Annotated in this window: 26 protein-coding genes; 15 read left to right on the top strand and 11 right to left on the bottom strand. The window is 58.9% G+C overall.

Features of this window, described 5'->3' with window-relative positions:
• Window positions 1-70 precede the first annotated feature (70 nt).
• The 5 genes from cysE to ACOI7D_RS21080 form a co-directional block, all read right to left on the bottom strand.
• On the bottom strand, window positions 71-892 hold the full coding sequence (gene cysE / locus ACOI7D_RS21100) for a serine O-acetyltransferase (RefSeq protein ID WP_002922426.1): 822 nt from the start codon (window positions 890-892) through the stop codon (window positions 71-73).
• A 73-nt stretch (window positions 893-965) separates the two neighbouring features.
• Window positions 966-1,985 carry an NAD(P)H-dependent glycerol-3-phosphate dehydrogenase gene (gpsA, locus tag ACOI7D_RS21095; RefSeq protein WP_109546815.1) on the bottom strand — a complete coding sequence of 340 codons (1,020 nt, stop codon included), beginning with the start codon at window positions 1,983-1,985 and terminating at the stop codon, window positions 966-968.
• The gene (gene secB, locus ACOI7D_RS21090; RefSeq protein ID WP_002922428.1) at window positions 1,985-2,452 is read right to left on the bottom strand and encodes a protein-export chaperone SecB; all 468 of its coding nucleotides are present in this window, start codon (window positions 2,450-2,452) and stop codon (window positions 1,985-1,987) included. The genes gpsA and secB overlap by 1 nt, the downstream gene beginning before the upstream one ends.
• Window positions 2,453-2,512: 60 nt before the next feature.
• Window positions 2,513-2,764 carry a glutaredoxin 3 gene (gene grxC / locus ACOI7D_RS21085; RefSeq protein WP_002922429.1) on the bottom strand — a complete coding sequence of 84 codons (252 nt, stop codon included), beginning with the start codon at window positions 2,762-2,764 and terminating at the stop codon, window positions 2,513-2,515.
• Window positions 2,765-2,868: 104 nt separating this feature from the next.
• On the bottom strand, window positions 2,869-3,300 hold the full coding sequence (locus ACOI7D_RS21080) for a rhodanese-like domain-containing protein (protein WP_023291350.1): 432 nt from the start codon (window positions 3,298-3,300) through the stop codon (window positions 2,869-2,871).
• 245 nt (window positions 3,301-3,545) lie between these two features.
• On the opposite strand from ACOI7D_RS21080, the gene gpmM reads away from it, so the two are divergent.
• Genes gpmM through ACOI7D_RS21065 form a run of 3 tightly spaced genes read left to right on the top strand, consistent with a single transcriptional unit; the run spans window position 3,546 to window position 7,331 of the window.
• Window positions 3,546-5,090 carry a 2,3-bisphosphoglycerate-independent phosphoglycerate mutase gene (gene gpmM, locus ACOI7D_RS21075; protein WP_023291351.1) on the top strand — a complete coding sequence of 515 codons (1,545 nt, stop codon included), beginning with the start codon at window positions 3,546-3,548 and terminating at the stop codon, window positions 5,088-5,090.
• A 9-nt stretch (window positions 5,091-5,099) separates the two neighbouring features.
• A complete protein-coding gene (envC, locus tag ACOI7D_RS21070; RefSeq protein ID WP_023291352.1) occupies window positions 5,100-6,371 on the top strand; it encodes a murein hydrolase activator EnvC in 1,272 nt (423 codons plus the stop codon).
• 3 nt (window positions 6,372-6,374) lie between these two features.
• Window positions 6,375-7,331: a divergent polysaccharide deacetylase family protein gene (locus ACOI7D_RS21065; protein WP_023291353.1), complete on the top strand. Its 957-nt coding sequence runs from the start codon at window positions 6,375-6,377 to the stop codon at window positions 7,329-7,331.
• 5 nt (window positions 7,332-7,336) lie between these two features.
• Here ACOI7D_RS21065 and ACOI7D_RS21060 read toward each other — a convergent pair whose 3' ends face one another.
• From ACOI7D_RS21060 to kbl, 3 genes are all read right to left on the bottom strand, one after another.
• Window positions 7,337-8,125 carry a glycosyltransferase family 2 protein gene (locus ACOI7D_RS21060; protein WP_023291354.1) on the bottom strand — a complete coding sequence of 263 codons (789 nt, stop codon included), beginning with the start codon at window positions 8,123-8,125 and terminating at the stop codon, window positions 7,337-7,339.
• A gap of 169 nt (window positions 8,126-8,294) precedes the next feature.
• A complete protein-coding gene (tdh, locus tag ACOI7D_RS21055) occupies window positions 8,295-9,320 on the bottom strand; it encodes an L-threonine 3-dehydrogenase (RefSeq protein ID WP_117140857.1) in 1,026 nt (341 codons plus the stop codon).
• A gap of 12 nt (window positions 9,321-9,332) precedes the next feature.
• Window positions 9,333-10,526 carry a glycine C-acetyltransferase gene (gene kbl / locus ACOI7D_RS21050; protein WP_109546813.1) on the bottom strand — a complete coding sequence of 398 codons (1,194 nt, stop codon included), beginning with the start codon at window positions 10,524-10,526 and terminating at the stop codon, window positions 9,333-9,335.
• A 213-nt stretch (window positions 10,527-10,739) separates the two neighbouring features.
• Here kbl and rfaD point away from each other — a divergent pair, with 213 nt between their 5' ends.
• From rfaD to ACOI7D_RS21025, 5 genes are read left to right on the top strand one after another with little or no spacing between them, the layout of a single operon-like run.
• Window positions 10,740-11,672, top strand: a complete 933-nt coding sequence (gene rfaD / locus ACOI7D_RS21045; protein ID WP_109546812.1) for an ADP-glyceromanno-heptose 6-epimerase — start codon at window positions 10,740-10,742, stop codon at window positions 11,670-11,672.
• 8 nt (window positions 11,673-11,680) lie between these two features.
• On the top strand, window positions 11,681-12,739 hold the full coding sequence (rfaF, locus tag ACOI7D_RS21040) for an ADP-heptose--LPS heptosyltransferase RfaF (protein ID WP_109546811.1): 1,059 nt from the start codon (window positions 11,681-11,683) through the stop codon (window positions 12,737-12,739).
• 3 nt (window positions 12,740-12,742) lie between these two features.
• Entirely contained in the window at window positions 12,743-13,714 is a 972-nt protein-coding gene (rfaC, locus tag ACOI7D_RS21035) for a lipopolysaccharide heptosyltransferase RfaC (protein WP_065882887.1), read from the top strand.
• A complete protein-coding gene (locus tag ACOI7D_RS21030; protein ID WP_023291358.1) occupies window positions 13,714-14,622 on the top strand; it encodes a glycosyl transferase in 909 nt (302 codons plus the stop codon). The genes rfaC and ACOI7D_RS21030 overlap by 1 nt, the downstream gene beginning before the upstream one ends.
• Window positions 14,600-15,769 (top strand): O-antigen ligase family protein, encoded by a 1,170-nt coding sequence (locus tag ACOI7D_RS21025; protein ID WP_060589872.1) that lies wholly within the window; start codon window positions 14,600-14,602, stop codon window positions 15,767-15,769. The genes ACOI7D_RS21030 and ACOI7D_RS21025 overlap by 23 nt, the downstream gene beginning before the upstream one ends.
• A gap of 44 nt (window positions 15,770-15,813) precedes the next feature.
• On the opposite strand, the gene ACOI7D_RS21020 is transcribed toward ACOI7D_RS21025, so the two are convergent.
• Both ACOI7D_RS21020 and ACOI7D_RS21015 read right to left on the bottom strand, forming a co-directional pair.
• Complete coding sequence (locus tag ACOI7D_RS21020; protein WP_032454363.1) at window positions 15,814-16,893, bottom strand: glycosyltransferase family 9 protein; 1,080 nt, start codon at window positions 16,891-16,893, stop codon at window positions 15,814-15,816.
• An 18-nt stretch (window positions 16,894-16,911) separates the two neighbouring features.
• Window positions 16,912-17,874, bottom strand: coding sequence for a polysaccharide deacetylase family protein (locus ACOI7D_RS21015; protein ID WP_023291361.1), 963 nt, complete (start codon window positions 17,872-17,874; stop codon window positions 16,912-16,914).
• A gap of 111 nt (window positions 17,875-17,985) precedes the next feature.
• On the opposite strand from ACOI7D_RS21015, the gene rfaQ reads away from it, so the two are divergent.
• The 7 genes from rfaQ (at window position 17,986) to coaD (ending at window position 24,920) form a co-directional block, all read left to right on the top strand.
• Window positions 17,986-19,062 (top strand): putative lipopolysaccharide heptosyltransferase III, encoded by a 1,077-nt coding sequence (rfaQ, locus tag ACOI7D_RS21010; protein ID WP_050533484.1) that lies wholly within the window; start codon window positions 17,986-17,988, stop codon window positions 19,060-19,062.
• A complete protein-coding gene (locus ACOI7D_RS21005) occupies window positions 19,059-20,186 on the top strand; it encodes a glycosyltransferase family 4 protein (RefSeq protein WP_060589874.1) in 1,128 nt (375 codons plus the stop codon). Before rfaQ ends, ACOI7D_RS21005 begins: the two co-directional genes overlap by 4 nt.
• A 2-nt stretch (window positions 20,187-20,188) precedes the next feature.
• Entirely contained in the window at window positions 20,189-21,283 is a 1,095-nt protein-coding gene (locus ACOI7D_RS21000; RefSeq protein WP_023291364.1) for a glycosyltransferase, read from the top strand.
• A 29-nt stretch (window positions 21,284-21,312) separates the two neighbouring features.
• Entirely contained in the window at window positions 21,313-22,302 is a 990-nt protein-coding gene (locus ACOI7D_RS20995) for a glycosyltransferase (protein WP_023291365.1), read from the top strand.
• A gap of 91 nt (window positions 22,303-22,393) precedes the next feature.
• On the top strand, window positions 22,394-23,668 hold the full coding sequence (gene waaA / locus ACOI7D_RS20990) for a lipid IV(A) 3-deoxy-D-manno-octulosonic acid transferase (RefSeq protein ID WP_004205065.1): 1,275 nt from the start codon (window positions 22,394-22,396) through the stop codon (window positions 23,666-23,668).
• Entirely contained in the window at window positions 23,668-24,444 is a 777-nt protein-coding gene (locus ACOI7D_RS20985; RefSeq protein WP_023291366.1) for a glycosyltransferase family 2 protein, read from the top strand. The genes waaA and ACOI7D_RS20985 overlap by 1 nt, the downstream gene beginning before the upstream one ends.
• On the top strand, window positions 24,441-24,920 hold the full coding sequence (gene coaD, locus ACOI7D_RS20980) for a pantetheine-phosphate adenylyltransferase (RefSeq protein WP_004205067.1): 480 nt from the start codon (window positions 24,441-24,443) through the stop codon (window positions 24,918-24,920). The genes ACOI7D_RS20985 and coaD overlap by 4 nt, the downstream gene beginning before the upstream one ends.
• Window positions 24,921-25,043: 123 nt before the next feature.
• Here coaD and mutM read toward each other — a convergent pair whose 3' ends face one another.
• Window positions 25,044-25,853 carry a bifunctional DNA-formamidopyrimidine glycosylase/DNA-(apurinic or apyrimidinic site) lyase gene (gene mutM, locus ACOI7D_RS20975; protein WP_032454367.1) on the bottom strand — a complete coding sequence of 270 codons (810 nt, stop codon included), beginning with the start codon at window positions 25,851-25,853 and terminating at the stop codon, window positions 25,044-25,046.
• Between the last annotated feature and the right edge of the window lie 86 nt (window positions 25,854-25,939).

Genomic DNA, 25,939 nt, shown 5'->3' with positions numbered 1-25,939 from the left:
CTTATCCGGGCGACATGCTGGGCGGGGAGAGATCGTAGGCCCGGTAAGCGCAGCGCCACCGGGCAAGACGTTAAATCCCGTCGCCGTACTCGAAAGTGTGGTGGATGCCGTTGAAATGCTGATCCATATCCATCGCCGGCTTGTCGCTCTCCGGCTTGCCGACGATACGCGCCGGCACGCCTGCGGCGGTGGTGTGCGGCGGAACCGGCTGCAATACCACCGAACCGGCGCCAATCTTCGCCCCACGCCCGACTTCGATATTGCCGAGGATTTTCGCCCCGGCGCCAATCATCACGCCTTCGCGAATTTTCGGGTGACGGTCGCCGCTGGTTTTACCGGTACCGCCGAGGGTGACCGACTGCAGAATAGAGACGTCATCCTCAATCACCGCCGTTTCGCCAACCACAATACCGGTGGCGTGGTCGAGCATAATCCCGCGGCCGATTTTCGCCGCCGGGTGGATATCCACCTGGAAAGAGACGGACACCTGGTTTTGCAGGAAAATCGCCAGCGCACGCCGGCCCTGAGTCCACAGCCAGTGGCCGATACGATAGGCCTGCAGGGCATGGAAACCCTTCAGATAGAGCAACGGCGTCGAGTATTTATCCACCGCCGGGTCACGCGTGCGCACCGCCTGAATATCGCAGGCCGCCGAGGCGATCATTTCCGGGTCGGCGGCGTAGGCCTCTTCCACCACTTCGCGAATGGCGATAGCCGGCATAATCGGGGAAGCCAGCTTGTTGGCCAGCATATAGCTCAGCGCGCTGCCCAGATTTTCATGCTTGAGTAGCGTTGCGTGGTAAAAACTGGCGAGCATTGGCTCACAGTCCGCCAGAGCCCGGGCTTCGGCTTTAATATTATTCCAGACGATATCCAGTTCTTCACACGGCATTGCATACTCCAGGCGATATGGTAATGACCTGCCAGTTCTGCGCTGGCAGGGTCATTCAGGTGACAAAGGAAAGCTAATTGCTGCTGCGCTCGTCCGTGCGGGCGCGACCCAATAAGGTCAATGCTGCCTCGCGCGCAATTTTTCCGCAATACAATACCTGATAAATTTCCTCGGTTATTGGCATTTCGACACCTAAACGCTGTGCCAGAACGCGAACTTCCTTGGTATTGCGGTAGCCTTCAACCACCTGGCCAATCTTTTCCTGGGCGCTTTGCACGTCCATCCCCTGGCCGAGCATCATGCCGAAGCGACGGTTACGGGACTGGTTGTCGGTGCAGGTGAGCACCAGGTCACCGAGACCGGCCATGCCCATAAAGGTTTCCGGGTCGGCGCCCAGCGCCGCGCCAAGGCGAGACATTTCCACCAGGCCACGGGTAATCAGCGCCGTCCGCGCATTGGCGCCGAAGCCGATGCCGTCCGACATCCCCGCCCCGATGGCGATGACGTTTTTCACCGCGCCGCCGAGCTGGACGCCGATAAAGTCCGGATTGATGTAGACGCGGAAGCTCTTGCCGCAGTGCAGCAGGTGCTGCAGATCCTCGGCAAACTGCGGATCCGTCGCCGCCAGCGAAATCGCCGTCGGCAGGCCGGCGGCCAGCTCTTTGGCGAAGGTTGGCCCGGAGATCACCGCCAGCGGGATATCATCGCCCAGCGCTTCACGCGCCACGTCCTGCAGCAGACGACCGGTTTCGGCCTCGAGACCTTTGGTCGCCCATACCAGACGCGCGTCAGGACGCATCAGCGGTTTAATCTGGCGTAACACCTGACCAAACACATGGCTTGGCACCACCACCAAAATATCGCGGCTGGCGGCCAGGGCGGTGGCCAGGTCGCTTTCAAGATGCAGCGTATCCGGGAAAGGCACATCGGGAAGGAACGCAGCGTTGCAGCGATCGTGTTGCAGCGTCGCGATATGTTTCGGGTCATGGCCCCAGAGCACAACGTGGTGGCCATTTCTTGCCAGGGTGATGGCAAGAGCGGTGCCGTAAGAGCCGGCACCGATCACAGTCATTGCAGCATTAAGTGCGTTCATCAGGCATCCTGATGTTGTTCTGCACCTTCGCCAGCCTGCTGCTGCAGATAGTTCATAAACAGCGCATCGAAGTTCACTGGCGCAAGGTTAAGTTGCGGGAAGGTACCGCGGGAAACCAGGCTGGTGATGCACTCGCGCGCGTACGGGAACAGAATGTTCGGGCAGTATGCGCCAAGGCAGTGCGCCATCTGGGTGCCTTCGATGCCGTCGATGGAGAAAATACCGCCCTGCTGTACTTCGCAGAGGAACGCGGTCTCTTCGCCCAGCGCGGCGGTCACGGTTACACGCAGCACCACTTCATAAACGCCTTCAGCCAGCTGGGTGGAGGCGGTATCCAGATCAAGTTTAACTTCCGGCTGCCAGTCTTTCTGGAAAACTTGCGGCGCGTTCGGCGCTTCAAAAGAGATATCTTTAGTATAGATACGCTGGATCTGGAAGGTCATTTCGGTGCTGTTTTGTTCTGACATAGTAAAACCCTTTCGTGTTGTCCTTAAATACGCGCTTCCGGCAGGGAAAGCGCGCAAAAATTAGCGCAAGAGGGGATCAAGTCCACCACGTGAATCAAGCGCATACAAGTCGTCACAGCCGCCAATGTGCTGCGCATCAATAAAAATCTGCGGAACCGTCGTCCGTCCGCTGCGCTGGATCATCTCCTCACGCTTCGCGGCATCGCCATCGATCGGCAACTCATGGAACGTTACGCCTTTGCTGTTCAGCAGCGCTTTCGCGCGGATGCAGAACGGGCAGGTCGCTTTGGTGTAGATCTCAATATTGGCCATGACTTCACTCCTGTTATTACCCTGAGGGTTTTACGCCGCAGCCTGTGTTCCCCTCACGTCAGGCGCGAAGGGGAAAACGCGGCGGCATCACCACGCGAGGTAAGTTATTTGCCGCGTACCAGAGGGAGGTTTTCGCCGCTCCAGCCAGCAATGCCCTCTTTCAGTACAAAGACTTTTTCAAACCCGGCTTTGTTCAGCGCGCTGGCTGGCTCTTGCGCCTGCATGCCGGAACCGTCTACCACAATAATGGGTTGCGATTTGTGTTTTTCCAACTCGCCGACGTTATTCGCTTTGATATCGCTGGGCAGCAGGTTGATGGCGCCGGCAATATGGCCTTTACGGAAATCGTCACGCTGACGCAGGTCGACCACCACCGCGTCTTCTTTATTGATAAGACGCGTCGCTTCACCACGGGTGATGACTTTAACTTTCGACATCAGGCCCTTGAAGGTGGTGAACAGCACCGCCCCCAGCAGCGCGATCCACGCGATGCTCAGAACAGGGTGACGGCCGATGAATTGCATAATTTCTTGCATGGGGGGTTACAACTCCCGACTAAGTGAGAAAAAAACCAGGAAAGGAGTATACCTGTGCCTTGCGGCAATTACAGCCAGTGAGCGCGATGTAATGTATTTTCTGCGGGCGGCGGCGAAAAAAAGCCGTTCTCGCTGACGCGCCGCGGCCCGGCCGCTCCCTTTCTTTGATCTTTCACGGGGATTTAAACGATTCAGCTGTAGTAAAATTACGCAAAATTTCTGTCTTTGAGCATGAGGTTGTCGCAATGTCGGTTACTAAAAAACCTATGGTACTGGTGATTCTGGATGGCTACGGCTATCGCGAAGACCAACAGGATAACGCCATTTACAGCGCTAAAACGCCGGTAATGGACGCCCTGTGGGCCAAACGTCCGCATACCCTGATCGATGCATCCGGCCTGGAAGTTGGCCTGCCGGACCGTCAGATGGGGAACTCCGAAGTGGGCCACGTCAACCTGGGCGCCGGTCGTATCGTCTATCAGGACCTGACCCGTCTCGATGTGGAAATTAAAGAGCGCACCTTCTTCGCCAACCCGGTACTGACCGCCGCGGTCGATAAAGCGGTTGCCGCGGGTAAAGCGGTACATATCATGGGTCTGATGTCGCCGGGCGGCGTTCACAGCCATGAAGATCACATCATGGCGATGGTAGAGCTGGCGGCAGAGCGCGGCGCAGAGAAGATCTACCTGCACGCTTTCCTCGACGGTCGTGACACCCCACCGCGCAGCGCGGAAAAAACGCTGGCAAAATTCGAAGCCAAATTTGCCGCGCTGGGCAAGGGCCGCATCGCGTCGCTCATTGGCCGCTACTACGCCATGGACCGCGACAACCGCTGGGATCGCGTTGAGCAGGCTTACGATCTGATGACGCTGGCGAAAGGCGAATTCCAGGCCGATACCGCCGTCGCCGGCCTGCAGGCTGCCTACGCCCGTGACGAAAACGACGAGTTCGTGAAAGCGACCGTGATCCGCGCCGCCGGCCAGGCCGATGCCGCGATGGAAGATGGCGATGCGCTGATCTTCATGAACTTCCGTGCTGACCGCGCACGCGAAATCACCCGCGCCTTCGTCAACGCCGACTTCGACGGCTTTGCGCGTAAGAAAGTGGTTAACCTCGACTTCGTGATGCTCACCGAATATGCCGCCGACATCAAAGTGGCCTGCGCCTACCCGCCCGCCTCGCTGGCCAATACCTTCGGCGAGTGGATGGCGAAGCACGATAAAACCCAGCTGCGCATCTCCGAAACCGAGAAATACGCCCACGTCACCTTCTTCTTCAACGGCGGCGTAGAAGAGCCGTTCAAAGGCGAAGAGCGGATTCTGATTAACTCGCCGAAAGTGGCGACCTACGATCTGCAGCCGGAAATGAGCTCCGCCGAGTTGACCGAAAAACTGGTCGCGGCCATCAAAGGCGGCCAGTACGACACCATCATCTGTAACTACCCAAACGGCGATATGGTTGGCCATACCGGCGTGATGGAAGCGGCAGTGAAAGCCGTTGAAGCGCTGGATCACTGTATCGATCAGGTGGCTCAGGCGGTGGAATCCGTTGGCGGCCAGCTGCTGATCACCGCCGACCACGGTAACGCCGAACAGATGCGCGACCCGGCCACCGGTCAGGCGCACACCGCCCACACCAACCTGCCGGTTCCGCTGATCTACGTCGGTAACAAAGCGGTTAAAGCGGTCAATGGCGGCAAACTTTCCGACATCGCCCCGACCATGCTGTCGCTGATGGGAATGGAAATCCCGCAAGAGATGACTGGCAAGCCGCTGTTCATCGTGGAATAATCCTTCCCCATGAGGGGAAAGGCGACGTATTCAACTACATGGATCGCAACGGCAGTTCGATCCGTCCTTTACGCCAGCGCGCTCAGCGCTGGCGTATTACTGTGCGCGTCATCTGCGCACGCCGACGATCGCGATCAGCTAAAGTCCATCCAGGCCGACATCGCCGCCAGGCAGCGGGCGATTAAGCAACAGCAGCAGCAGCGCGCAAGCCTGCTCGCTCAGCTCAAAGCGCAGGAAGAGGCGATCGCCGCCGCGGCCCGCAAACTGCGCGAAACCCAGGACAGCCTGAACCAGCTCAATAAGCAGATTGACGAGATGAACGCTTCTCTCGCGAAGCTGGAGCGCCAGCGCGCGTCTCAGGAGCGTAACCTCGCCGCGCAGCTTGACGCGGCGTTCCGCCAGGGGCCGCATACCGGCATCCAGATGGTGCTGAGCGGTGAAGAGGGTCAGCGCAATCAGCGGATGCAGGTCTATTTCAGCTATTTCAACCAGGCCCGCCAGGAAACCATCGCGGAACTGAAGAAAACGCGCGAAGAGATGGCGGTGCAAAAGTCGATGCTCGAAGAGAAGCAGAGCCAGCAGCAGACGCTGGTCTACGAGCAAAAAGCCCAGCAGGCGAAGCTGGAGCAGGCGCGTAACGAACGGAAAAAGACCCTTTCCGGCCTGGAGTCCTCCATTCAGCGGGGTCAGCAACAGTTAAGTGAATTGCGGGCTAACGAATCGCGCCTACGCGGTCGTATCGCCCAGGCGGAGGCTGCCGCCAAAGCCCGTGCCGATCGGGAAGCTCGCGATGCGCAGGCGGTGCGCGACCGCCAGCAGGAAGCATCGCGCAAAGGCACCACCTATAAACCAACGGAAAGCGAGCGTTCGCTGATGTCGCGCACCGGCGGGCTGGGCTCGCCGCGCGGTCAGGCGTTCTGGCCGGTTCGCGGTCCGCTCCTTCATCGATATGGCGAACAGCTGCAAGGTGAACTACGTTGGAAAGGGATGGTTATCGCCGCGTCTGAAGGCACCGAAGTCAGAGCGATTGCCGATGGTCGGGTCATTCTGGCCGACTGGCTGCAGGGCTATGGTCTGGTGGTGGTGGTCGAGCATGGCAAAGGCGACATGAGCCTGTATGGCTATAACCAAAGCGCGCTGGTCAGCGTCGGTACGCAGGTGCGTGCCGGTCAGCCTATCGCGCTCGTAGGCAGCAGCGGCGGTCAGGGCCGTCCGTCGCTCTATTTCGAAATTCGCCGCCAGGGTCAGGCGGTCAATCCACAGCCGTGGTTGGGAAGATAAGTTTTGCTTCAATTTCGCGCAATTGCTCTTGCCGTAGCCGGTTCGCTGGCTCTGGCGGCGCCAGCGTTCGCTGGCAAACTCTCCATCGTTATTGACGATTTTGGCTACCGCCCGCAGACCGAAAATCAGGTGCTGGCGCTGCCGTCCACTATCTCCGTCGCCGTGCTGCCGAACGCGCCGCACGCCCGGGAAATGGCCACGAAAGCGCATAATCTGGGCCATGAAGTGCTCATCCACCTGCCGATGGCGCCGCTCAGTAAACAGCCGCTGGAAAAAGACACCCTGCGCCCCGAGATGAGCAGCGAGGAGATCGAGCGCATCATCCGCGAGGCCTATGGCAAAGTCCCCTACGCCGTCGGGCTGAATAACCATATGGGCAGCGCGATGACCTCCAACCTGTTTGGCATGCAGAAGGTGATGCAGGCCCTGGAGCGCTACAATCTCTATTTTCTCGACAGCGTGACCATCGGCAACACCCAGGCCATGCGCGCCGCGCAGGGCACCGGGGTGAAGGTGATTAAGCGCAAGGTGTTTCTGGACGATACGCAGAATGAAGCCGATATCCGCACCCAGTTCAACCGCGCCATCGCCCTGGCGCGGCGTAACGGTTCGGCGATAGCCATTGGCCATCCGCATCCGACGACGGTGCGGGTGCTGCAGCAGATGGTCTATAACCTGCCGCCGGATATCACGCTGGTGCGCCCGAGCAGCCTGCTCAACGAGCCGCAGGTCGACAACTCGACGCCAAACTATGCTCAGCCGCCCGCGCAACAAACGCCGCCGCAGCAGCAGAAGCCGCGTAATCCGTTCCACGGCGTGAAGTATTGCAAGCCGAAGCGCCCGCTGGAGCCCGTGAACGCCAGCCGCTTCTTCACTATCCTCAGCGACAGCATCAGCCAGAGCGCGCTGGTCCAGTACTATCGCCTCAAATGGCAGGGCTGGGACAATCCCGGCAGCTAGACCACTCAGGGGTCCGTTCGCTTTTGCGCGACGGGCGCCTGGTTATCTTCGTGGGCGTACCACGCCTTAAAATATTTGAGAAAGCTGTAAAACGTGGCGTACAGGCCGGTGACCACGCCGACTTTGCCATAGCGCCACGCCCCGCTGAACAGATACCACTTAAAGAAAGCGCCAATGGCGCTGACGATCCCCCGCGTCAGCGAAGGTGTGATCTGCTGGTGCTTCACCAGCCGGGTGGTATAGCTGTTCAGCTTATTAAACACTTCATGCAGCGAATAAAAGGTGTCATGGCGTACAAAGCCCGGCAGCCTGACGGAGCGCGCGTGTCCGACCACCTGGTCATCCACCGGCCGGTCGTTAAACCGCGCCTGCTGGCGGTTAAAGAGGCGCACCGGGTAATCCGGCGAGGAAATAGGGTAGATCGTCCGCACCTGCGTGCCGAGGACAAACCAGTAGCGCGGCAAACGCCAGGCGCAGGCCGGGTCAGGCTCCTCCCCCGCTTTTAGCGCCTGAATGGCCGCCACGACGTCGTTATCAAGAATTTCATCGCTGTCCATGCACAGCACCCAGTCATGGCTGGCCAGTCCGATGGCATAGTTCATCTGCGCGCCGTGGGCTTTATAGGCATGATGATGGACGGTGAGACCAAACTGCTGACAAATAGAGACCGTTTCGTCGGTGCTACCGGAGTCGACGACAATACACTCATCGGCCACCTTCAGCAGCGGGGGCAGCACCTCCATGAGCAGACGTGCAGAGTTACAGGTCAGTAAGCATACGGAGAGTTTAAGCATGATCGTTTCAAAGTTAAACCGCGACTAAACACACTGTATAAGCGAATAACCGTAAAATCGATGTAGAAATTGTGCGCTTGATATTAAGCAGGCTAAAAATGTTATCCAAATCTAAATTAAGGCGCCCGCAGGCGCCTTTTTTGCTGAGGTTTACAACAGACCGGAGGCGTTATTCCCAGCTCAGAACCACTTTACCGGACTGACCGGAGCGCATGGCGTCAAAGCCCTTCTGGAAGTCGTCAATGCCGAAGCGGTGGGTGATGATCGGCGAAAGATCCAGGCCAGACTGGATCAGCGCCGCCATCTTGTACCAGGTTTCGAACATTTCGCGACCATAGATCCCTTTGATAAACAGCCCCTTGAAGATGACCTTGGTCCAGTCGATGGACATATCCGACGGCGGGATACCCAGCATCGCGATACGGCCGCCGTGGTTCATGGTATCCAGCATACTGCGGAACGCCGGCGGCGCGCCGGACATCTCCAGACCCACGTCGAAACCTTCGGTCATCCCCAGCTCGGCCATCACGTCGTTGAGGTTCTCTTTCGCCACGTTCACCGCGCGGGTGACGCCCATTTTGCGCGCCAGCACGAGACGGTACTCGTTAACGTCAGTGATCACCACGTTACGCGCGCCGACGTGTTTCGCCACCGCCGCCGCCATCACGCCGATCGGACCGGCGCCGGAGACCAGCACGTCTTCCCCCACCAGATCGAAGGAGAGCGCGGTGTGCACGGCGTTGCCGAATGGGTCGAAGATGGACGCCAGGTCATCAGAGATATTGTCGGGAATTTTAAAGGCGTTAAAGGCCGGGATCACCAGATACTCGGCAAAGCAGCCCGGGCGGTTGACGCCCACGCCGATGGTGTTGCGGCACAGGTGGGTACGGCCTGCGCGGCAGTTACGGCAGTGGCCGCAGGTGATATGCCCTTCGCCGGAGACGCGGTCGCCAATCTTAAAGCCGCGCACTTCCTGGCCAATCCCCACCACTTCGCCGACATATTCGTGCCCGACCACCATCGGCACCGGAATGGTCTTCTGCGACCACTCATCCCAGTTGTAGATGTGCACGTCGGTCCCGCAAATGGCGGTCTTGCGGATTTTAATCAGCAGATCGTTATGGCCGACTTCCGGTTCCGGTACGTCGGTCATCCAGATGCCTTCTTCCGCTTTCAGTTTGGATAACGCTTTCATCTCACACCCTTATTAGGCGATGACGCCCAGTTGTTTGCCGATGCGGGTAAAGGCTTCCACCGCACGCTCAATTTGTTCAGGGGTATGCGCCGCCGACATCTGGGTGCGAATACGCGCCTGGCCTTTCGGTACCACCGGATAGAAGAAGCCGGTGACATAGATCCCTTCTTTCTGCAGTTCGCGGGCAAAGTTCTGCGCCACCACCGCTTCACCCAGCATCACCGGAATGATGGCGTGGTCGGCGCCCGCCAGGGTGAAGCCTGCCGCAGTCATTTTTTCACGGAACAGACGCGCGTTGGCCAACAGGCGATCGCGCAGGTCTGCGCCCTCTTCGACCATCTCCAGCACTTTGATGGAGGCGGCCACGATGGCCGGCGCCAGAGAGTTGGAGAACAGATACGGACGGGAACGCTGGCGCAGCCACTCAACCACCTCTTTGCGTGCGGCGGTGTAGCCGCCGGAGGCGCCGCCCAGCGCTTTACCCAGCGTGCCGGTGATAATGTCGACGCGCCCCATCACATCGCAGTATTCGTGGGAGCCGCGACCGTTTTCGCCGACGAAGCCGACGGCGTGGGAGTCATCGACCATCACCAGCGCATCGTATTTATCCGCCAGGTCGCAAACGCCTTTCAGGTTGGCGATCACGCCGTCCATCGAGAAGACGCCGTCGGTGGCGATCAGCACGTGACGCGCGCCAGCGTCGCGGGCTTCTTTCAGACGCGCTTCCAGTTCCTGCATATCGTTGTTGGCATAGCGGAAGCGCTTTGCTTTACACAGGCGCACGCCGTCGATGATCGAGGCATGGTTCAGGGCGTCGGAGATAATGGCGTCTTCCGGGCCGAGCAGCGTTTCAAACAGGCCGCCGTTGGCGTCGAAGCAGGACGAGTAGAGGATTGCGTCTTCCATACCGAGGAAATCCGCCAGCTTCTTCTCCAGCTGCTTGTGCGTATCCTGGGTGCCGCAGATGAAGCGTACCGAGGCCATCCCGAAGCCGTGGCTGTCCATACCGGATTTCGCCGCGTCGATCAGCGCCGGGTGGTTGGCCAGACCCAGATAGTTATTGGCGCAGAAGTTAATCACGTGGCTGTCGCCGACGGTAATGTCCGCCTGCTGCGCCGAGGTGATGATGCGCTCTTCTTTAAACAAGCCTTCGGCCCGAGCGGTCTCCAGATTGCTAGTTAACTGTTTGTAGAAATCACCACGCATTGCAACTCTCCAGATTCGGCAAAATTTGGCACATATTACCCAAAGCTATACGCTGATACGAGATGATGCAGGCCTGAATGAATTATTTGCAGCATAAATCACGTCAGCCCAGCACCTTATTCTGCGAATGGCTGTAGGCTTGCTCATGTGGTGATATGATATGAGCATTCATGTCCGGATTGTCTCTGGGCTCTCAACTTCAAAGGTACAGTTATGATCATCGTAACCGGCGGCGCAGGCTTTATCGGCAGCAACATCGTTAAAGCGCTGAATGACAAGGGCATTACCGACATTCTGGTTGTCGACAATCTGAAAGACGGCACCAAGTTTGTGAACCTGGTTGACCTGAACATCGCTGACTACATGGATAAAGAAGACTTTCTGATCCAGATTATGGCAGGCGAAGAGTTCGGCGACATTGACGCAATCTTCCACGAAGGCGCGTGCTCTTCCACCACGGAGTGGGACGGCAAGTACATGATGGACAACAACTATCAGTACTCCAAAGAGCTGCTGCACTACTGCCTGGAGCGCGAAATTCCGTTCCTGTACGCCTCTTCGGCGGCCACCTACGGTGGACGCACCAGCGATTTCATCGAGTCTCGCGAGTATGAGCAGCCGCTTAACGTCTACGGCTACTCCAAATTCCTGTTCGATGAATACGTTCGTCAGATCCTGCCGGAAGCCAATTCGCAGATCGTCGGCTTCCGCTACTTCAACGTCTACGGGCCGCGCGAAGGCCACAAAGGCAGCATGGCGAGCGTCGCTTTCCACCTCAACACCCAGCTGAATAATGGCGAAAGTCCGAAACTGTTCGAAGGCAGCGACGGCTTCAAGCGCGACTTCGTCTACGTCGGCGACGTGGCTGACGTCAACCTGTGGTTCTGGGAAAACGGCGTTTCCGGCATCTTCAACCTCGGCACTGGCTGCGCGGAATCCTTCCAGGCCGTCGCCGACGCGACCCTGGCGTACCACAAAAAAGGCAGCATCGAGTACATCCCATTCCCGGACAAACTGAAAGGCCGCTACCAGGCGTTCACCCAGGCGGATCTGACTAACCTGCGTAAAGCGGGCTATGACAAACCGTTCAAAACCGTTGCCGAAGGCGTAACGGAGTATATGGCCTGGCTGAATCGGGATGCGTAAGAGATAACATGAAAATTCTGGTGGTAGGCCCGTCTTGGGTGGGCGACATGATGATGTCGCAAAGTCTTTATCGTACGCTCAGGGCGCGCTATCCCCAGGCGATTATCGACGTGATGGCGCCAGCCTGGTGTCGTCCGTTGTTATCGCGCATGCCGGAAGTGAACGAAGCGATCCCGATGCCGCTGGGCCACGGCGCGCTGGCTATCGGCGAACGCCGCAAACTCGGCCACAGCCTGCGCGAGCGTCGCTACGATCGCGCTTACGTGCTGCCAAACTCGTTTAAATCGGCATTAGTCCCCTTCTTTGCCAACATCCAGCTACGCACCGGCTGGCGCGGCGAGATGCGCTACGGCCTGCTCAACGACGCCCGGGTGCTGGACAAAGACGCCTGGCCGCTGATGGTGGAACGCTACGTGGCGCTGGCCTACGACAACGGCGTGATGCGCTGCGCCAAAGATCTGCCGCAGCCGCTGCTATGGCCGCAGCTGCAGGTCAACGAAGGGGAAAAGTCGCAGGCCTGCAGCGCCTTTAACCTGTCCAACGATCGGCCGATCATCGGCTTTTGCCCCGGCGCGGAGTTCGGCCCGGCAAAACGCTGGCCGCACTATCACTATGCTGCGCTGGCGAAAAAGCTCATCGACGATGGTTATCAGATTGCGCTATTTGGCTCGGCAAAAGATAACGAGGCCGGCAAAGAGATCATCGCCGCCCTCAGCAGCGAGCAGCAGGCCTGGTGCCGGAATCTGGCGGGTGAAACCCAGCTGGAGCAGGCGGTGATCCTGATTGCCGCCTGTAAAGCGGTGGTGACTAACGATTCGGGGCTGATGCACGTCGCCGCGGCGCTGGACCGCCCGCTGGTGGCGCTGTATGGCCCGAGCAGTCCGGACTTTACCCCGCCGCTGTCGCATAAAGCGCGCGTGATCCGTCTGATTACCGGCTACCACAAGGTGCGCAAAGGCGATGCCGCGGAAGGTTATCATCAGAGCCTGATCGACATTACGCCAGAGCGCGTCCTGCAAGAGCTGAACGAATTGCTGACGGAAAAAACCGGGCACGAGGAAGCGTAGCGGATGCGGGTATTGATTGTAAAAACCTCATCGATGGGCGACGTGCTGCACACGCTGCCCGCGCTGACCGACGCCGCACAGGCCATCCCCGGCATCCGCTTCGACTGGGTTGTGGAAGAAGGCTTCGCGCAGATCCCCTCCTGGCATGACAGCGTCGAGCGGGTGATCCCGGTGGCGATCCGCCGCTGGCGTAAAGCCTGGTTCTCCGCGCCGATCAAAGCGGAGCGTAAAGCCTTTCGCGAGGCCGTCCAGGCGGTCAAGTATGACGCCATTATCGACGCCCAGGGGCTGGTGAAAAGCGCTGCGCTGGTCACCCGTCTGGCGCACGGCGTCAAGCATGGTATGGACTGGCAAACGGCCCGCGAGCCGCTGGCCAGCCTGTTTTACAACCGCCGCCACCACATTGCGAAACAGCAGCACGCGGTGGAGCGTACCCGCGAGCTGTTCGCCAAAAGCCTCGGCTACGCGAAACCCCAAACCCAGGGGGATTACGCCATTGCGCGCCATTTCCTGCAGCACGAGGCTAGCGCTGCCGCCCCCTATCTGGTGTTTCTGCACGCCACCACCCGCGACGATAAGCACTGGCCGGAAAACCGCTGGCAGGAACTGCTCGATCTGCTGGCCGACAGCGGCGTCCGCATTAAGCTGCCGTGGGGCGCCCCGCACGAAGAGGCGCGGGCGAAGCGGCTGGCGGAAGGCCGGGAGTATGTTGAAGTGCTGCCGCGCATGAGCCTTGAGCAGGTGGCGCAGGTTCTGGCCAGCGCCCGGGCCGTCGTCTCGGTCGATACCGGCCTGAGTCATCTGACCGCCGCGCTGGATAAACCGAACTTCACGCTCTACGGCCCGACCGATCCGGGGCTGATTGGCGGATACGGTAAAAACCAGCACATCGTGCGGCCGGAAAACAGCGCCAGCACCGGCGATATTACCGCCAGCCGGGTTCATCTTCTTCTGCAAAATCAGGGGTTGCTCTGATGGGATCCCTGTTTAAGCAGATCTATCGCTACACCCGCCCTCGCGCTTATCGTCACAATGAAAATCTGTGGCCTTTTACCCGCATCACCCGCGCGCCGAGCGGCGAAATCAGCGCGTTGCGTTATAAAGGGAAAACGGTGCCGCTGGTCAGCCTGAGCGCGCTGAAAAACAGCATGCAGGGCGAAGTCCTGCTGACCGCCACTGGCCCTTCGACCCGCAATATCGATTTTTCCCTGTTGTCGAAAACGATCCCGGTGATGGGCGTCAATGGCGCCTGGCATCTTGCCGACCGACTGCACTTTTCGCTCTATACCATCGTCGACATGGAGTTTTTCGATAAGAAGCCGGACATTATCCGCGCCATCGTCAGTCAGCCGGACATTCTGCTGTTCACCACCATGCATGGGATCGCCAAAATCGTCGATCGCCATGCGGACGCGCTGCGCTGCCGTTTGGCGTTGATTGAGGACGGTTGCTATAAGATTTACCAGCCGAAAGTCGCCAGCGAAGCGATAAAGCGCACTTACCAGCAGAATCCGGCGATGTGCTTTCATCCCCAGCGCCCGGATATCTGTTTTAGCACCGATATTCGCCAGGGCGTCTTTGATGCCGGCACGGTGGTCTACTGGGCGCTGCAGATCCTCGCCTGGCTGGGCTTCAGCACTATCCTGGTCAGCGGTCTGGATATGACTAACTTCAACCAGCCGCGATTCTACGAAACACAACAAGAAAAATTGCCTTCGTACTTGGCAACAAAAGTGGATACCCTCGTCATGCCCTCCTTTGCACATGCCGCGCAGGTACTGCAGCAACGCCAGATCCGGGTCATTAATTTTTCACCAGAAAGCGCTGTGCCGGACACTATTTTCGAAAAGGTTGCGTTTAATGAGTACTTTAAAAATGAGTAACTACGCCAGACAGGGTTACTCGATTGTTTTTCCTTTGTTTTTATTTTTCAGCGCGATTTTTTGCATGTCCACCCGGACCAATAACCTGCTGCATTTATCGATCCTGCTGCTCTTGCTCTCGCTGGTACGCCCGGAAAACCGCCAGGCGCTGGCCGGCGTGTTACGCGAACAGTGGCAGACCTGGGCGCTGCTGGCGGTCTTCTTTATCTATTACGCCCTCAGTAACCTGTGGGGCCATACGCCGCAGCATATCGACTCGCCGATCACCCACGGCGTGTACCTGACGGGCTATCTGTTGCTGATGGCGATGCTGCTCAGCGACGAACGAACCCGCCGCCTGGCCATGCTGGCGGTGGTTGGCGGGATCACCGTGCTCTCGCTGTGGACGCTGATGTTCGACCACATCCTGGTCCTCACCGAACGAGCGGTCTCCCCCGAGAACCCCGGGCCAACAAACGTTATCGACCTTGCCGGATACTGCGGCATCGGCATCTTAATCTGCGGCATGCTACTGAAAGAAAAAGCCAGCCACTGGCTCTATCTGCCAGTGGCCATCATGCTGGTGATGATGCTGCTGACCCAAAGCCGCGGGCCGATCATCGCCCTGGTGCTGGCGGTCGGCTGTACGCTGCACCTGCACGTCTTCACCCGCCGCAACCTGCTGATCGCCGCGGCGCTGGCCGTGCTGGTGGCTCTGCTTTTGGTCATGACGCCGGTGGGCGACATGCTGCTCGCCCGTTTCGAAGAGCTGGGCACCCAAAGCGGGCTGCGCCTGAGCATCTGGCACCATACGCTGTCGGAGATGGCCAGCCAGCCCTGGCTGGGACGCGGTTTTAGCTATGAACTGGATTTCATCAACTACAGCGGCGAACACATCACCACCACCCACAGCGTATATATGGGCGCCCTGCTGAAAGGCGGCATCGTGGGTTTACTGCTGTTGCTGGCGGTCATTGCCTGCGGACTGTGGCAGGCGTGGCGCAAGCGCCGCTCAGACAGCCGCTACAGTCTGGCGATCCTGTTTTACGCGCTGGTGTTTATGGCCTCGCAGGGGATGTTTATCATCAGCAACCCCCGGGAGACCTGGGTGCTGTTCTGGCTGCCGCTGGGCATTGCGCTCAGCAAAGGGCTGGCGGAAAAGCGTTAACAAGAAAGGGCCGCTGACGGCCCTTTTTTATATTCACTTTTCTATTAACTGCGGGCGGCGACCAGCCGGTCGGCCTGCTCTTTAATCACCGGCCATACCGACTCAATCGCCACATCGGCGACATTCGCTTCTTCACAAACGATCTGCCTCGCTTTGTCATAGCCCGGCGCCCAGATATGATAGCCGGGCAGCCCGGTATCCTTGAGTTTGCGTTTGTTATAGACCGCCACCATCGGTTTATCGAAGGCGCGGGCGATATGCACAATCGAGGTGTCCGGCGTAATGACTAAATCACAGCTGCGAATCACCTCCACGGCGGAGTTGATGGTGCTGTCGGCGACGTACAGCGCCATATCCAGCCCCAGCTGCTGAATTTTCTCGCTGCGACCCACCATCACGATACAGACCCGGTAAGGCAGAGCATGTAGCCGCTCGACCAGGGTCGCCACCTGATGACGACAGAAGTCTTTATCCTCGGAGGCGGTAAAAGGGTTAATGGCGATGCGCAGTGCGACCTCTCCGGCCTGGGAAAGCAAGCGCGCCACTTTCTCCCGCTCATGGCGACAGCCGGGGAGATGATAGTCGTATGGCTGGTCGTCAACGACGCCAAAAAGCTTCACCACCTGCTGATAGCGCAGGGAAATATGGCTGTTGCTGTCAAAAAAAGCGATCGAATGATCGTAAAGTTTATAGGGCTCTTTATTAAAACCAATCACGCTGGTCGCCCGTAAATCGGCGAGTAATTTAAAGCGTTCATAGCTGGTCACGTCATCAAAATCGATAACCGCATCAAAACCCGCCGCCCGTAACGTATTTAAGGACATGCGTGGTCGATATAAATATACTTGCTCAATGAATTCTGAGCCGGCTAATATTTCGCAGCATATTGGTCCGGTTAACACCGAAACCTGATATCCCCGTTCGGCCAGTATTCTGGCGCAGCCGGTGGTCACCACCATATCGCCGACTTTATCGTCCAGGCGCAATAGCAGCACGCGGCGCACAGGGGCCGGGTCGAAGGGTTTGCGCGCCGGCTTATTTCTGTATCGATAGTTAATTAAATTAAATTTAATACCGCGGAAAAAAGCGTTCTTTTTCCGCGTCAATTGTTTAAGGATACGCATACGGTACCTTGAGCTGTGTTAGCGCTGTGTGATTTTCCGCTGGTAATATTCTGCCAACGTCATGCCCTTCACCTGCGGCGCCAGCCAGCTAAAAAAGGCTTCAAGGTCAGCGTATAAACGCTCAATATCCCGTTCATTCTGGAACGTGGGGCTGCCGCCGGGCATATATTCTGAAGAGTGGAGCATATATTCCACGTAGTCATTGCCCTGCGTCAACGTTTGTTCGACGACTTTTTTCATCGTCTCCACGTTGCCGCCCATCGGACGCAGCCAGTGCACGGAGGGGGAACGCACTTTGCCGCGCAGGCGGTCGTAGCCCTGCTTCACGCTGTTCATCCACGCGGAGTGCTTGTACTGAATGCTCATCGGCACTTCCAGCAGCGGCGAGCGGCCCTCGCGGCTGATGTCATTTTCATCGAGGAAATAGGCATGCTGCGGGAAGCGACGATAATCGGTCCCGCCATCGCCCTGCGGCGCCCCCTTGGCGGTCTTCCAGTTCACCCGCGGGGTCACCGAGCAATCCACCTGATACCCGTACTCCACCAGCAGACGCGCATAGCGCTCGTCAAAGGCCCAGCGCCCGGCGCGATGACTAACCATTTTGGTCTGGAAGGTGTCCTCCAGCAGACGCGTCATATAGTCGACCTTCTCACGCATCATGGCATCGCTGTATTCAATGAGATAAGGCTTATGCCGCCAGTCATCGGCGGTCAGCGGCTCGGTCGGCGGGCTGTTCCAGGCATGCAGATGCATACCGACTTCCGCGGTGCCGCGGGCAATCACGTCTCTGGCGAATTCGATATAAAAGGGATCGATGGCCATTTCATAATTGGTCAAATAGACCGGTTTAAAGCCATACTTTTCGCAAAGCTGCTGAAAACGCGGGAGATAACGCGCATTCTCGGTGGTGATGCTGTCATGTTTTTGCCAGAGGTTATCGCCCTCTGTATCAATCGTGATGAGAAATGCGGGATTGTGCACGAAAACGTCCTCAGGCCATACGTATCGGGTCATGGTAGAGCAATACAACGCTTCTCTCAATCTGTCTGATCCCCTAGAATCGGAACCCTTATCCTGGATGAAGAACAGAGTATGACGCCTGAAACCCTCTCCCGCAGCCCCTTGAACCCGGCGCGGATCCTGGTCATTAAGCTGCGCCATCATGGCGACATGCTGCTGATCACCCCGCTTATTCACGCGCTGAAACAGCAGTATCCCGCCGCCAGCGTGGATGTCCTGCTGTATGAAGAGACCCGGGATATGCTCGCCGCCAACCCCGATATCCACCAAATTTATGGTCTCGACCGCCGCTGGAAAAAGCAGGGGAAAAAGCATCAGCTGAAGATGCAATGGCAGCTCATTCAGACGCTGCGCCAGCAGCGATACGATATGGTGCTCAACCTTGCCGACCAGTGGCCGAGCGCGATTATCAGCAAACTGACCGGCGCCGCGACGCGGATCGGCTTTGATTTTCCGAAGCGTCGCCACCCGTTCTGGCGCTATTGCCACACCGCGTTGGCCGCCACCCAACAGCATAATCAGCTGCATACGGTACAGCAGAATCTCTCTATCCTCGCTCCGCTCGGTATCCAGTTGAACGACGCCCCGGCGCGGATGGGCTACAGCGAAGCAGACTGGGCCACCAGCCGCGCCCTGCTGCCGGAGGACTTCCGGGATAACTACATCGTCATCCAGCCAACGTCGCGTTGGTTCTTTAAATGCTGGCGCGAAGACAGGATGAGCGCGCTGATCAACGCGCTGTCCGCCGAAGGGTACGCGGTGGTACTCACCTCCGGCCCCGACGATAGAGAGAAGAAGATGGTGGAGACCATCATCGCCGGCTGCCCGCAGGCGCGGCTGCACTCTTTAGCCGGCCAGTTAACGCTGCGCCAGCTGGCGGCGGTGATCGATCACGCCCGGCTGTTTATCGGCGTCGACTCGGTGCCAATGCATATGGCTGCGGCTCTCGGCACTCCGCTGGTCGCCCTGTTCGGCCCCTCGAAGCTGACCTTCTGGCGTCCATGGCAGGCGAAAGGCGAGGTGATCTGGGCAGGCGACTTCGGTCCACTGCCCGACCCGGACGCCATCAACACCAACACCGACGAACGTTATCTCGATTTAATTCCTACCGACGCCGTGATCGCGGCGGCGAAAAAGGTACTGGCATGAGTAAATTCAGGCTGGCTCTGGTGCGGCAGAAGTACCGCCCGGACGGCGGCGCAGAACGCTTTGTCTCCCGCGCGCTGGAAGCCCTCGACAGCAGTCATCTGCAGCTGAACGTCATCACCCGCGAATGGCAGGGGCCGGTGAAACCGGACTGGCAGATCCATATCTGTAATCCGCGCAAATGGGGGCGCATCAGCCGCGAGCGCGGGTTTGCCAACGCCGCGCGGGCGCTCTGGCAGCGCGAATCCTTCGACCTGGTGCAGAGCCATGAGCGTATTCCCGGCTGCGATCTCTACCGCGCCGGCGACGGCGTTCATCGCCGCTGGCTGCAACAGCGCTCGCGCATTTTACCTGCCTGGAAAAGCCGCCTGCTGTTCGCCGACCGCTACCACCGTTATGTGATGCAAGCGGAACGGGCGATGTACGAAGACCCGCATCTGCGCGGGGTGATCTGCAACGCCGAGATGATCAAACGCGAGATCATCGAAGACTTTGGCCTGCCGGCGGACAAGATCCACGTTATCTATAACGCCATTGATAACCAGCGTTTCCTGCCGCCGGGTGAAGAAACCTTTGCCGCCTTACGCGCAAAATGGCAGTTGCCGCTGCAGGCGACCTGCCTGATTTACGTCGGCTCCGGCTTTGAGCGTAAAGGGCTGGCGGCGGCGATCCGCGCCATCGCCCCGACCGATCGCTATCTGCTGGTGGTTGGCAAAGATAAAGATCAGCCGCGCTATCAGGCGCTGGCGAAAAGCCTGAACTGCGAAGATCGGGTGCGCTTCTTCGGCATGCAGTCGGAGACGCTGCCGTTCTATCAGATGGCCGATGGCCTGCTGCTGCCGACCCTCTACGATCCGTTCCCCAACGTCATCCTTGAGGCAATGGCCTGCGGTCTGCCGGTGATCACCACCACCGGCTGCGGCGGGGCGGAGTTTATCGTCAACGGCCACAACGGTTACGTCTGCGACGCCCTGGATATCCCGGCGCTGCAGCAGGCGGTGATGGCCCTGCCTGCCCGCGCGCTGGGCTCCGCGGAAGGCGACCGCGCCCGCGAGCGCATCATGGCCTGCACCAGCAAGCGCCTCTCAACCCAGCTGCTTTCCCTTTATCAGGATCTGGTGAAATAACGATGCGCATCTTATTTGTGATTGACGGATTGCCCGGCGGCGGCGCGGAGAAAGTGGTTCTCACCCTGGCGGCGCAGTTCCTGCGCGACGGCGATCGGGTCTCGCTCATTTCGCTACGCGACGTCTGCGAGTACCCATTGCCCGAGGGGCTCGACTACCAGGTGGTGGCCGATCGCTGCCGCAAACCGTGGCGCAAGCTGACCGAGCTGTCCCGCCGCGCCCGCCAGCTGGACGCCGCGGTCATCCGGGCCGAGCAGCAGGGACAATTTGACCTTGTGCTCTCCAACCTGCACAAAACCGACCGCATCGTCGCCCGCAGCCGGGCGCTGCGCGAGCGCAACGTCTGGTTCTGCCTGCACGGCGTCTTCTCGGCCTCTTATCTTGGTCACCGTACCGGCTTTGACCGCTGGATGAAGCAGCAGAAAATTAAGCGGATTTACCAGGGGCGCAACGTGGTAGCGGTTTCCGACGCCGTGGGGCGCGATCTGGTGGACGCCTTCGCCCTGCGCCCGGCGCAGCTGAAAACCATCTATAACCCCTTCGATATCGCCGCCCTGCGCGCCGGGGCGGAAGCCGACAGCGAGCGCCCGGACGGCGACTACCTGATTCACGTCGGCCGCTTCCATCCCGGCAAACGCCACGACCGCCTGCTCGAAGCCTACGCGCAAAGCGGCATCGACGCGCCGCTGGTGCTGTTAGGCCAGGGGAAACCGGAGCAAGAGCAGCGCCTGCGCCAGCTGGCCAAAACGCTGCAGATTGACGACCGGGTGTGGTTCAAAGGTTTTCAGGAAAACCCCTTACCGTGGATCAAAGGCGCGCGGATGCTGGTTTTGAGCTCGGATAGCGAAGGATTCGGCAATGTGGTGGTGGAGGCGCTGCTGTTGCATACCCCGGTCGCCAGCACCCGCTGCCCCGGCGGCGTCACCGAGATCCTCACCGGCGAACTTGCCCGCGGTCTGGCGGATCTCACCAGTCCGGCGCTGGCTCAGACGATGCAAAGCATTTACCATAACCCGCCGGCCATCGACGATGCCGCGCTGGAAAAATTCAGCGTCGTGTCCATTTGTCAGCAGTACCGTCAGCTGCAGCGCATCTGACGCCGTTAGTTAACCAGGATCGAAGATTTATGAGTCAAACGCCTTTACTGAGCATCGTGGCTGCCGTCTACAACGGTGAGAAATTTCTTGCGCAATTCTTTGAGTGCATTGAACAGCAGCAGCTGGACAGCTATGAACTGATCCTGGTGAACGATGGGTCGACGGACAACAGCCTGGCGGTGATCGCCGAATGGCGGGATCGGCTGCAGAACGTCCAGGTGCTGGAGCAGGAAAACCAGGGCGTCTCGGTCGCGCGCAATACCGGCCTGGCGGTTGCCAGCGGCAAGTACCTCGCGTTTCCGGACATCGACGATAAACTCTATCCGGGCATGTATCGCACGCTGCTGGAGATGGCGGAGAAAGCACATCTCGATGTCGCCACCTGCAACGGCACCTACGTGTACGAAAAGCGCCGCGAGAGCCACCCGATCTTTCCGCTGGATCGCTTGCCCTCGACCGGTGTGTTGCCGGGCCATGTCTGGCTCAAGCAGGCCCTGGACTCGCGGAAATTTCTGCACGTCACCTGGCTCAATATCTATCGCCACGATTTTATCCGCCAGCATCACTTCCATTTCGAGCCCGGCCTGCGCCATCAGGATATCCCGTGGACCACAGAGGCGTTGCTGGCCGCGGAGCGCGTGCAGTACACCAGTCAGCAATTCTATGATTACTACATCCACTCTGAGTCGGTGTCGCATAAGCCGGACAACGACGACACGCTGATGCGTTCGGCGCGCCATTACATGAAAATTCTGGAGATGCTGGAGGCGATCAACCAGCGTTACCCGGACAAAGTGCGCCATATCGCCGCCTGTCGCTGGCAGATCGCCAAAGAAGGCCTGGGGATCATCCACACCTTCGACAGTATGAAAGATGAGTCGAAAAAGCATGTTATCATTAAAGAATTCTTCGACCGCGGTATCTGGCGGTTAATCTGGAAAAACGCCTGTACTTTCCGTTTACGCTGGCGCCTGGGACGCCGTTATCTGCGTATTAAGCGTTATCGCCACGCGGGATAGACCAAAAACCCGCTGTTTCCGCCAAAGAGATAGCTTTACGCGGGCTAAATGCTTAGAATTTGCCCGCCAAAACAGAGAACGGATAAATAGTTTGGAATTGCTTTATACCACCCTACTTTACCTTATTCAGCCGCTGGTGTGGCTGCGGCTGCTGCTGCGCAGTCGTAAGGCTCCTGCCTACCGTAAACGCTGGGCGGAACGCTATGGCTTCTGTCAGAACAAGGTAGAGCCGGATGGCATTCTGCTGCACTCCGTTTCCGTCGGCGAAACCTTAGCCGCCATCCCGCTGGTTCGCGCCCTGCGCCACCGCTACCCTTCTCTGCCGATCACCGTCACCACCATGACGCCAACCGGCTCCGAGCGCGCCATGTCGGCCTTCGGCAAAGATGTCCATCACGTCTATCTGCCCTACGATCTGCCCGGCGCCATGAACCGCTTCCTGGACACCGTTCAGCCGAAGCTGGTGATCGTCATGGAGACCGAACTGTGGCCGAATATGGTAGCCGCGCTGCATAAGCGTAAGATCCCGCTGGTGATTGCCAACGCCCGCCTGTCCGAACGTTCCGCCAAAGGCTATGCCAAGCTGGGCGGCTTTATGCGCCGCCTGTTGAGCCGTATTACGCTTATCGCCGCGCAGAATGAAGAAGATGGCAACCGCTTCCTCGCGCTGGGACTGAAGCGCAACCAGCTGGCGGTCACCGGCAGCCTGAAATTCGATATCTCCGTCACGCCAGAACTGGCGGCCCGCGCGGTGACGCTGCGCCGGCAATGGGCGCCACACCGCAAAGTCTGGATTGCCACCAGCACCCACGATGGCGAAGAGCAAATTATCCTCCAGGCGCATAAAAAGCTGCTGGAGACCTTTCCGAACCTGCTGCTGATCCTTGTTCCTCGCCATCCGGAGCGCTTCCCTGACGCCCGCGACATGGTGCAAAAAGCCGGAATGAGCTTCACTCTGCGCAGCACCGGCGAGATCCCCTCCTCCAGTACCCAGGTGGTCATTGGCGATACCATGGGCGAACTGATGCTGCTCTACGGCATTGCCGACCTCGCTTTCGTCGGCGGCAGCCTGGTGGAGCGCGGCGGCCATAACCCGCTCGAGCCGGCGGCGCACGCCATTCCGGTGCTGATGGGGCCGCATACCTTCAATTTCAAAGATATCTGCGCCAAGCTGCAGCAGGACGATGGCCTGATCACCGTCACCGACGCTAACTCGCTGGTCAAAGAGGTTTCCACGCTGCTGACCGATGAAGACTACCGCCTGTGGTATGGCCGTCACGCGGTGGAAGTGCTGCACCAGAACCAGGGCGCGCTGTCGCGTCTGCTACAGTTACTGCAACCTTACCTGCCGCAGCGGAGTCATTAATGTCGAACCGGCTTTCCGTGGTGATGATCGCCAAAAACGCAGCGGACCTGCTGCCGGATTGTCTGGACTCCGTTAGCTGGGCGGATGAAATTATCGTCCTCGACTCCGGCAGTACCGACGGCACCGTCGAGCTGGCTCGCCGCCTCGGGGCGCAGGTCTATACCCATACCGACTGGCGAGGCTATGGCATTCAGCGCCAGCGCGCGCAGGACTACGCCACCGGCGACTGGGTGTTGATGATCGATACCGATGAGCGCGTCACGCCGGAACTCAGACAGGCTATTCTTACGGTACTGGCAGCCCCGCAGCGCGGCGCCATCTACAGCATCGCCCGCCGTAACTATTTTCTCGGACGCTTTATGCGCCACAGCGGTTGGTACCCCGATCGCGTCCTGCGCCTGTACGAACGCGCCCGTTACCGCTATAACGATAATCTGGTCCATGAATCGCTGGATAGCCTGGGCGCCGAGGTCATTCCGTTGACCGGCGATCTCCTGCATCTGACGTGCCGCGACTTCGCTGGCTTTCAGCAAAAACAGCTGGCTTACGCCGCCGCATGGGCGCTAGAACGCCACCGGAAGGGCAAGAAGACCTCGATGGCGGGGATATTCAGCCACACGCTGGGCGCGTTCCTGAAAACGCTGCTGCTGCGCGGTGGGGTGCTGGACGGTAAGCAGGGCTGGTTACTGGCGATGGTCAACGCGCAGTATACGTTTACGAAATATACCGAGCTGTGGGCGCTGAGCCACGGCTACTCGGAGAAAGAGTCATCATGAGCACAAAAGCGATCTATCCGGGTACCTTCGATCCCATCACCAATGGCCATATCGATATCGTCACCCGCGCGGCGAGTATGTTCGATAAAGTGGTGCTGGCTATCGCCGCCAGCCCGAGTAAAAAGCCGATGTTCAGCCTTGATGAACGTATTGCGCTGGCGGAGCAGGCGACGGCCCACCTGGTGAATGTTCAGGTGGTCGGCTTCAGCGACCTGATGGCCAGCTTCGCGCGCGCGCAGCAGGCCAATATCCTGATCCGCGGCCTGCGGGCGGTGGCGGATTTCGAATATGAGATGCAGCTGGCCCATATGAACCGCCATTTGATGCCCACCCTTGAGAGCGTGTTCCTGATGCCGTGCAAAGAGTGGTCGTTTATCTCCTCTTCGCTGGTCAAAGAAGTCGCGCGCCACCAGGGCGATGTCTCTCACTTCCTGCCAGCCAACGTCCACCAGGCGCTGTTGAATAAGCTGAAGTAACGCATCTGCTGGGGCATGTGCCAGGCTGGCGCTGCGCTTATCTGGCCTACAAACGTCCCCGGCCCACCAGATACGCACCCGCAGGTCCGCTGACCTGGCCGACAATCATTCCTGTTCCGGCGACTATTTCTGACACTGGCGGCAATAAAAGGTCGCCCGCTGGGCATGCTTGGTCCCGACAACCGGCGTGCCGCAGATCCGGCAGGGTTCGCCCTTGCGGCCATAGACCTGTAGCTCCTGGGCAAAATAGCCGGGCTTGCCATCGCTTTGCAGGAAGTCCTTCAGCGTGGTGCCGCCCTGCTCTATCGAACGCAGCAGGACCAGCTTAATCACCTTCACCAGCTGCTCGCACTCGTCCCGCGACAGTGAGGACGCCAGCCTGTCAGGGTGGATCCCGGCGGAGAACAGCGATTCACTGGCGTAGATATTGCCGACGCCCACCACCAGCTTGTTATCCATCAGCCAGGGTTTGATCGCGGTTTTCTTCTTCGCGCATTTCTGCTGGAGATAATCGGCGTTGAAGGCGTCGCTCAGCGGCTCCGGCCCCAGATGCGCCAGCACCGGGTGGCCTTCCAGCTCTTTGGTCCACAGCCAGGCGCCAAAGCGGCGCGGATCGGTATAGCGCAGGACTTTACCGTTACTCATAACCAGATCAACGTGATCGTGTTTTTCCGCAGGCAGCTCTTCGCTCAGGATGCGCAGGCTTCCCGACATCCCAAGATGGACAATGATCCAGCCGTTCGGGAGTTCCAGAAGCAGGTATTTGGCGCGACGACGCACGCTGAGCACCGGAACGTCGCTCAGGCGATAAATCTCTTCAGAAACCGGCCAGCGCAGCCGTCCGTTGCGCACGACGGCGTGCAGAATGGTTGCGCCAACCAGGTGCGGCTCAATGCCGCGGCGGCTGGTTTCAACCTCTGGTAATTCAGGCATGATTTTCCTCCATTTACCCGGCGTATTGTGCTTCACGGACAGGTGGCTGAAAAGGGAGTGTGTGAAAGCTATATGGGGGAGTTTTA

Source organism: Klebsiella sp. C360 (assembly GCF_048822415.1).
Lineage (GTDB): Bacteria > Pseudomonadota > Gammaproteobacteria > Enterobacterales > Enterobacteriaceae > Klebsiella > Klebsiella quasipneumoniae.
Note: the sequence above shows the minus strand (reverse complement) of the source record. Positions and strands in the feature narration are given on the sequence as shown.

What these genes read in the sequence shown, in the direction of transcription:
- mutM (WP_032454367.1), bottom strand. Translation starts at nt 25,853, where the DNA reads ATGCCTGAATTACCAGAGGTTGAAACCAGCCGCCGCGGCATTGAGCCG.
- ACOI7D_RS21000 (WP_023291364.1), top strand. Translation starts at nt 20,189, where the DNA reads ATGCGCATCTTATTTGTGATTGACGGATTGCCCGGCGGCGGCGCGGAG.
- secB (WP_002922428.1), bottom strand. Translation starts at nt 2,452, where the DNA reads ATGTCAGAACAAAACAGCACCGAAATGACCTTCCAGATCCAGCGTATC.
- ACOI7D_RS20985 (WP_023291366.1), top strand. Translation starts at nt 23,668, where the DNA reads ATGTCGAACCGGCTTTCCGTGGTGATGATCGCCAAAAACGCAGCGGAC.
- cysE (WP_002922426.1), bottom strand. Translation starts at nt 892, where the DNA reads ATGCCGTGTGAAGAACTGGATATCGTCTGGAATAATATTAAAGCCGAA.
- rfaD (WP_109546812.1), top strand. Translation starts at nt 10,740, where the DNA reads ATGATCATCGTAACCGGCGGCGCAGGCTTTATCGGCAGCAACATCGTT.
- ACOI7D_RS21025 (WP_060589872.1), top strand. Translation starts at nt 14,600, where the DNA reads ATGAGTACTTTAAAAATGAGTAACTACGCCAGACAGGGTTACTCGATT.
- rfaC (WP_065882887.1), top strand. Translation starts at nt 12,743, where the DNA reads ATGCGGGTATTGATTGTAAAAACCTCATCGATGGGCGACGTGCTGCAC.
- envC (WP_023291352.1), top strand. Translation starts at nt 5,100, where the DNA reads ATGAGGGGAAAGGCGACGTATTCAACTACATGGATCGCAACGGCAGTT.
- coaD (WP_004205067.1), top strand. Translation starts at nt 24,441, where the DNA reads ATGAGCACAAAAGCGATCTATCCGGGTACCTTCGATCCCATCACCAAT.
- ACOI7D_RS21060 (WP_023291354.1), bottom strand. Translation starts at nt 8,125, where the DNA reads ATGCTTAAACTCTCCGTATGCTTACTGACCTGTAACTCTGCACGTCTG.
- gpsA (WP_109546815.1), bottom strand. Translation starts at nt 1,985, where the DNA reads ATGAACGCACTTAATGCTGCAATGACTGTGATCGGTGCCGGCTCTTAC.
- ACOI7D_RS21080 (WP_023291350.1), bottom strand. Translation starts at nt 3,300, where the DNA reads ATGCAAGAAATTATGCAATTCATCGGCCGTCACCCTGTTCTGAGCATC.
- rfaF (WP_109546811.1), top strand. Translation starts at nt 11,681, where the DNA reads ATGAAAATTCTGGTGGTAGGCCCGTCTTGGGTGGGCGACATGATGATG.
- rfaQ (WP_050533484.1), top strand. Translation starts at nt 17,986, where the DNA reads ATGACGCCTGAAACCCTCTCCCGCAGCCCCTTGAACCCGGCGCGGATC.
- ACOI7D_RS21005 (WP_060589874.1), top strand. Translation starts at nt 19,059, where the DNA reads ATGAGTAAATTCAGGCTGGCTCTGGTGCGGCAGAAGTACCGCCCGGAC.
- ACOI7D_RS21030 (WP_023291358.1), top strand. Translation starts at nt 13,714, where the DNA reads ATGGGATCCCTGTTTAAGCAGATCTATCGCTACACCCGCCCTCGCGCT.
- ACOI7D_RS21020 (WP_032454363.1), bottom strand. Translation starts at nt 16,893, where the DNA reads ATGCGTATCCTTAAACAATTGACGCGGAAAAAGAACGCTTTTTTCCGC.
- grxC (WP_002922429.1), bottom strand. Translation starts at nt 2,764, where the DNA reads ATGGCCAATATTGAGATCTACACCAAAGCGACCTGCCCGTTCTGCATC.
- tdh (WP_117140857.1), bottom strand. Translation starts at nt 9,320, where the DNA reads ATGAAAGCGTTATCCAAACTGAAAGCGGAAGAAGGCATCTGGATGACC.
- ACOI7D_RS20995 (WP_023291365.1), top strand. Translation starts at nt 21,313, where the DNA reads ATGAGTCAAACGCCTTTACTGAGCATCGTGGCTGCCGTCTACAACGGT.
- kbl (WP_109546813.1), bottom strand. Translation starts at nt 10,526, where the DNA reads ATGCGTGGTGATTTCTACAAACAGTTAACTAGCAATCTGGAGACCGCT.
- gpmM (WP_023291351.1), top strand. Translation starts at nt 3,546, where the DNA reads ATGTCGGTTACTAAAAAACCTATGGTACTGGTGATTCTGGATGGCTAC.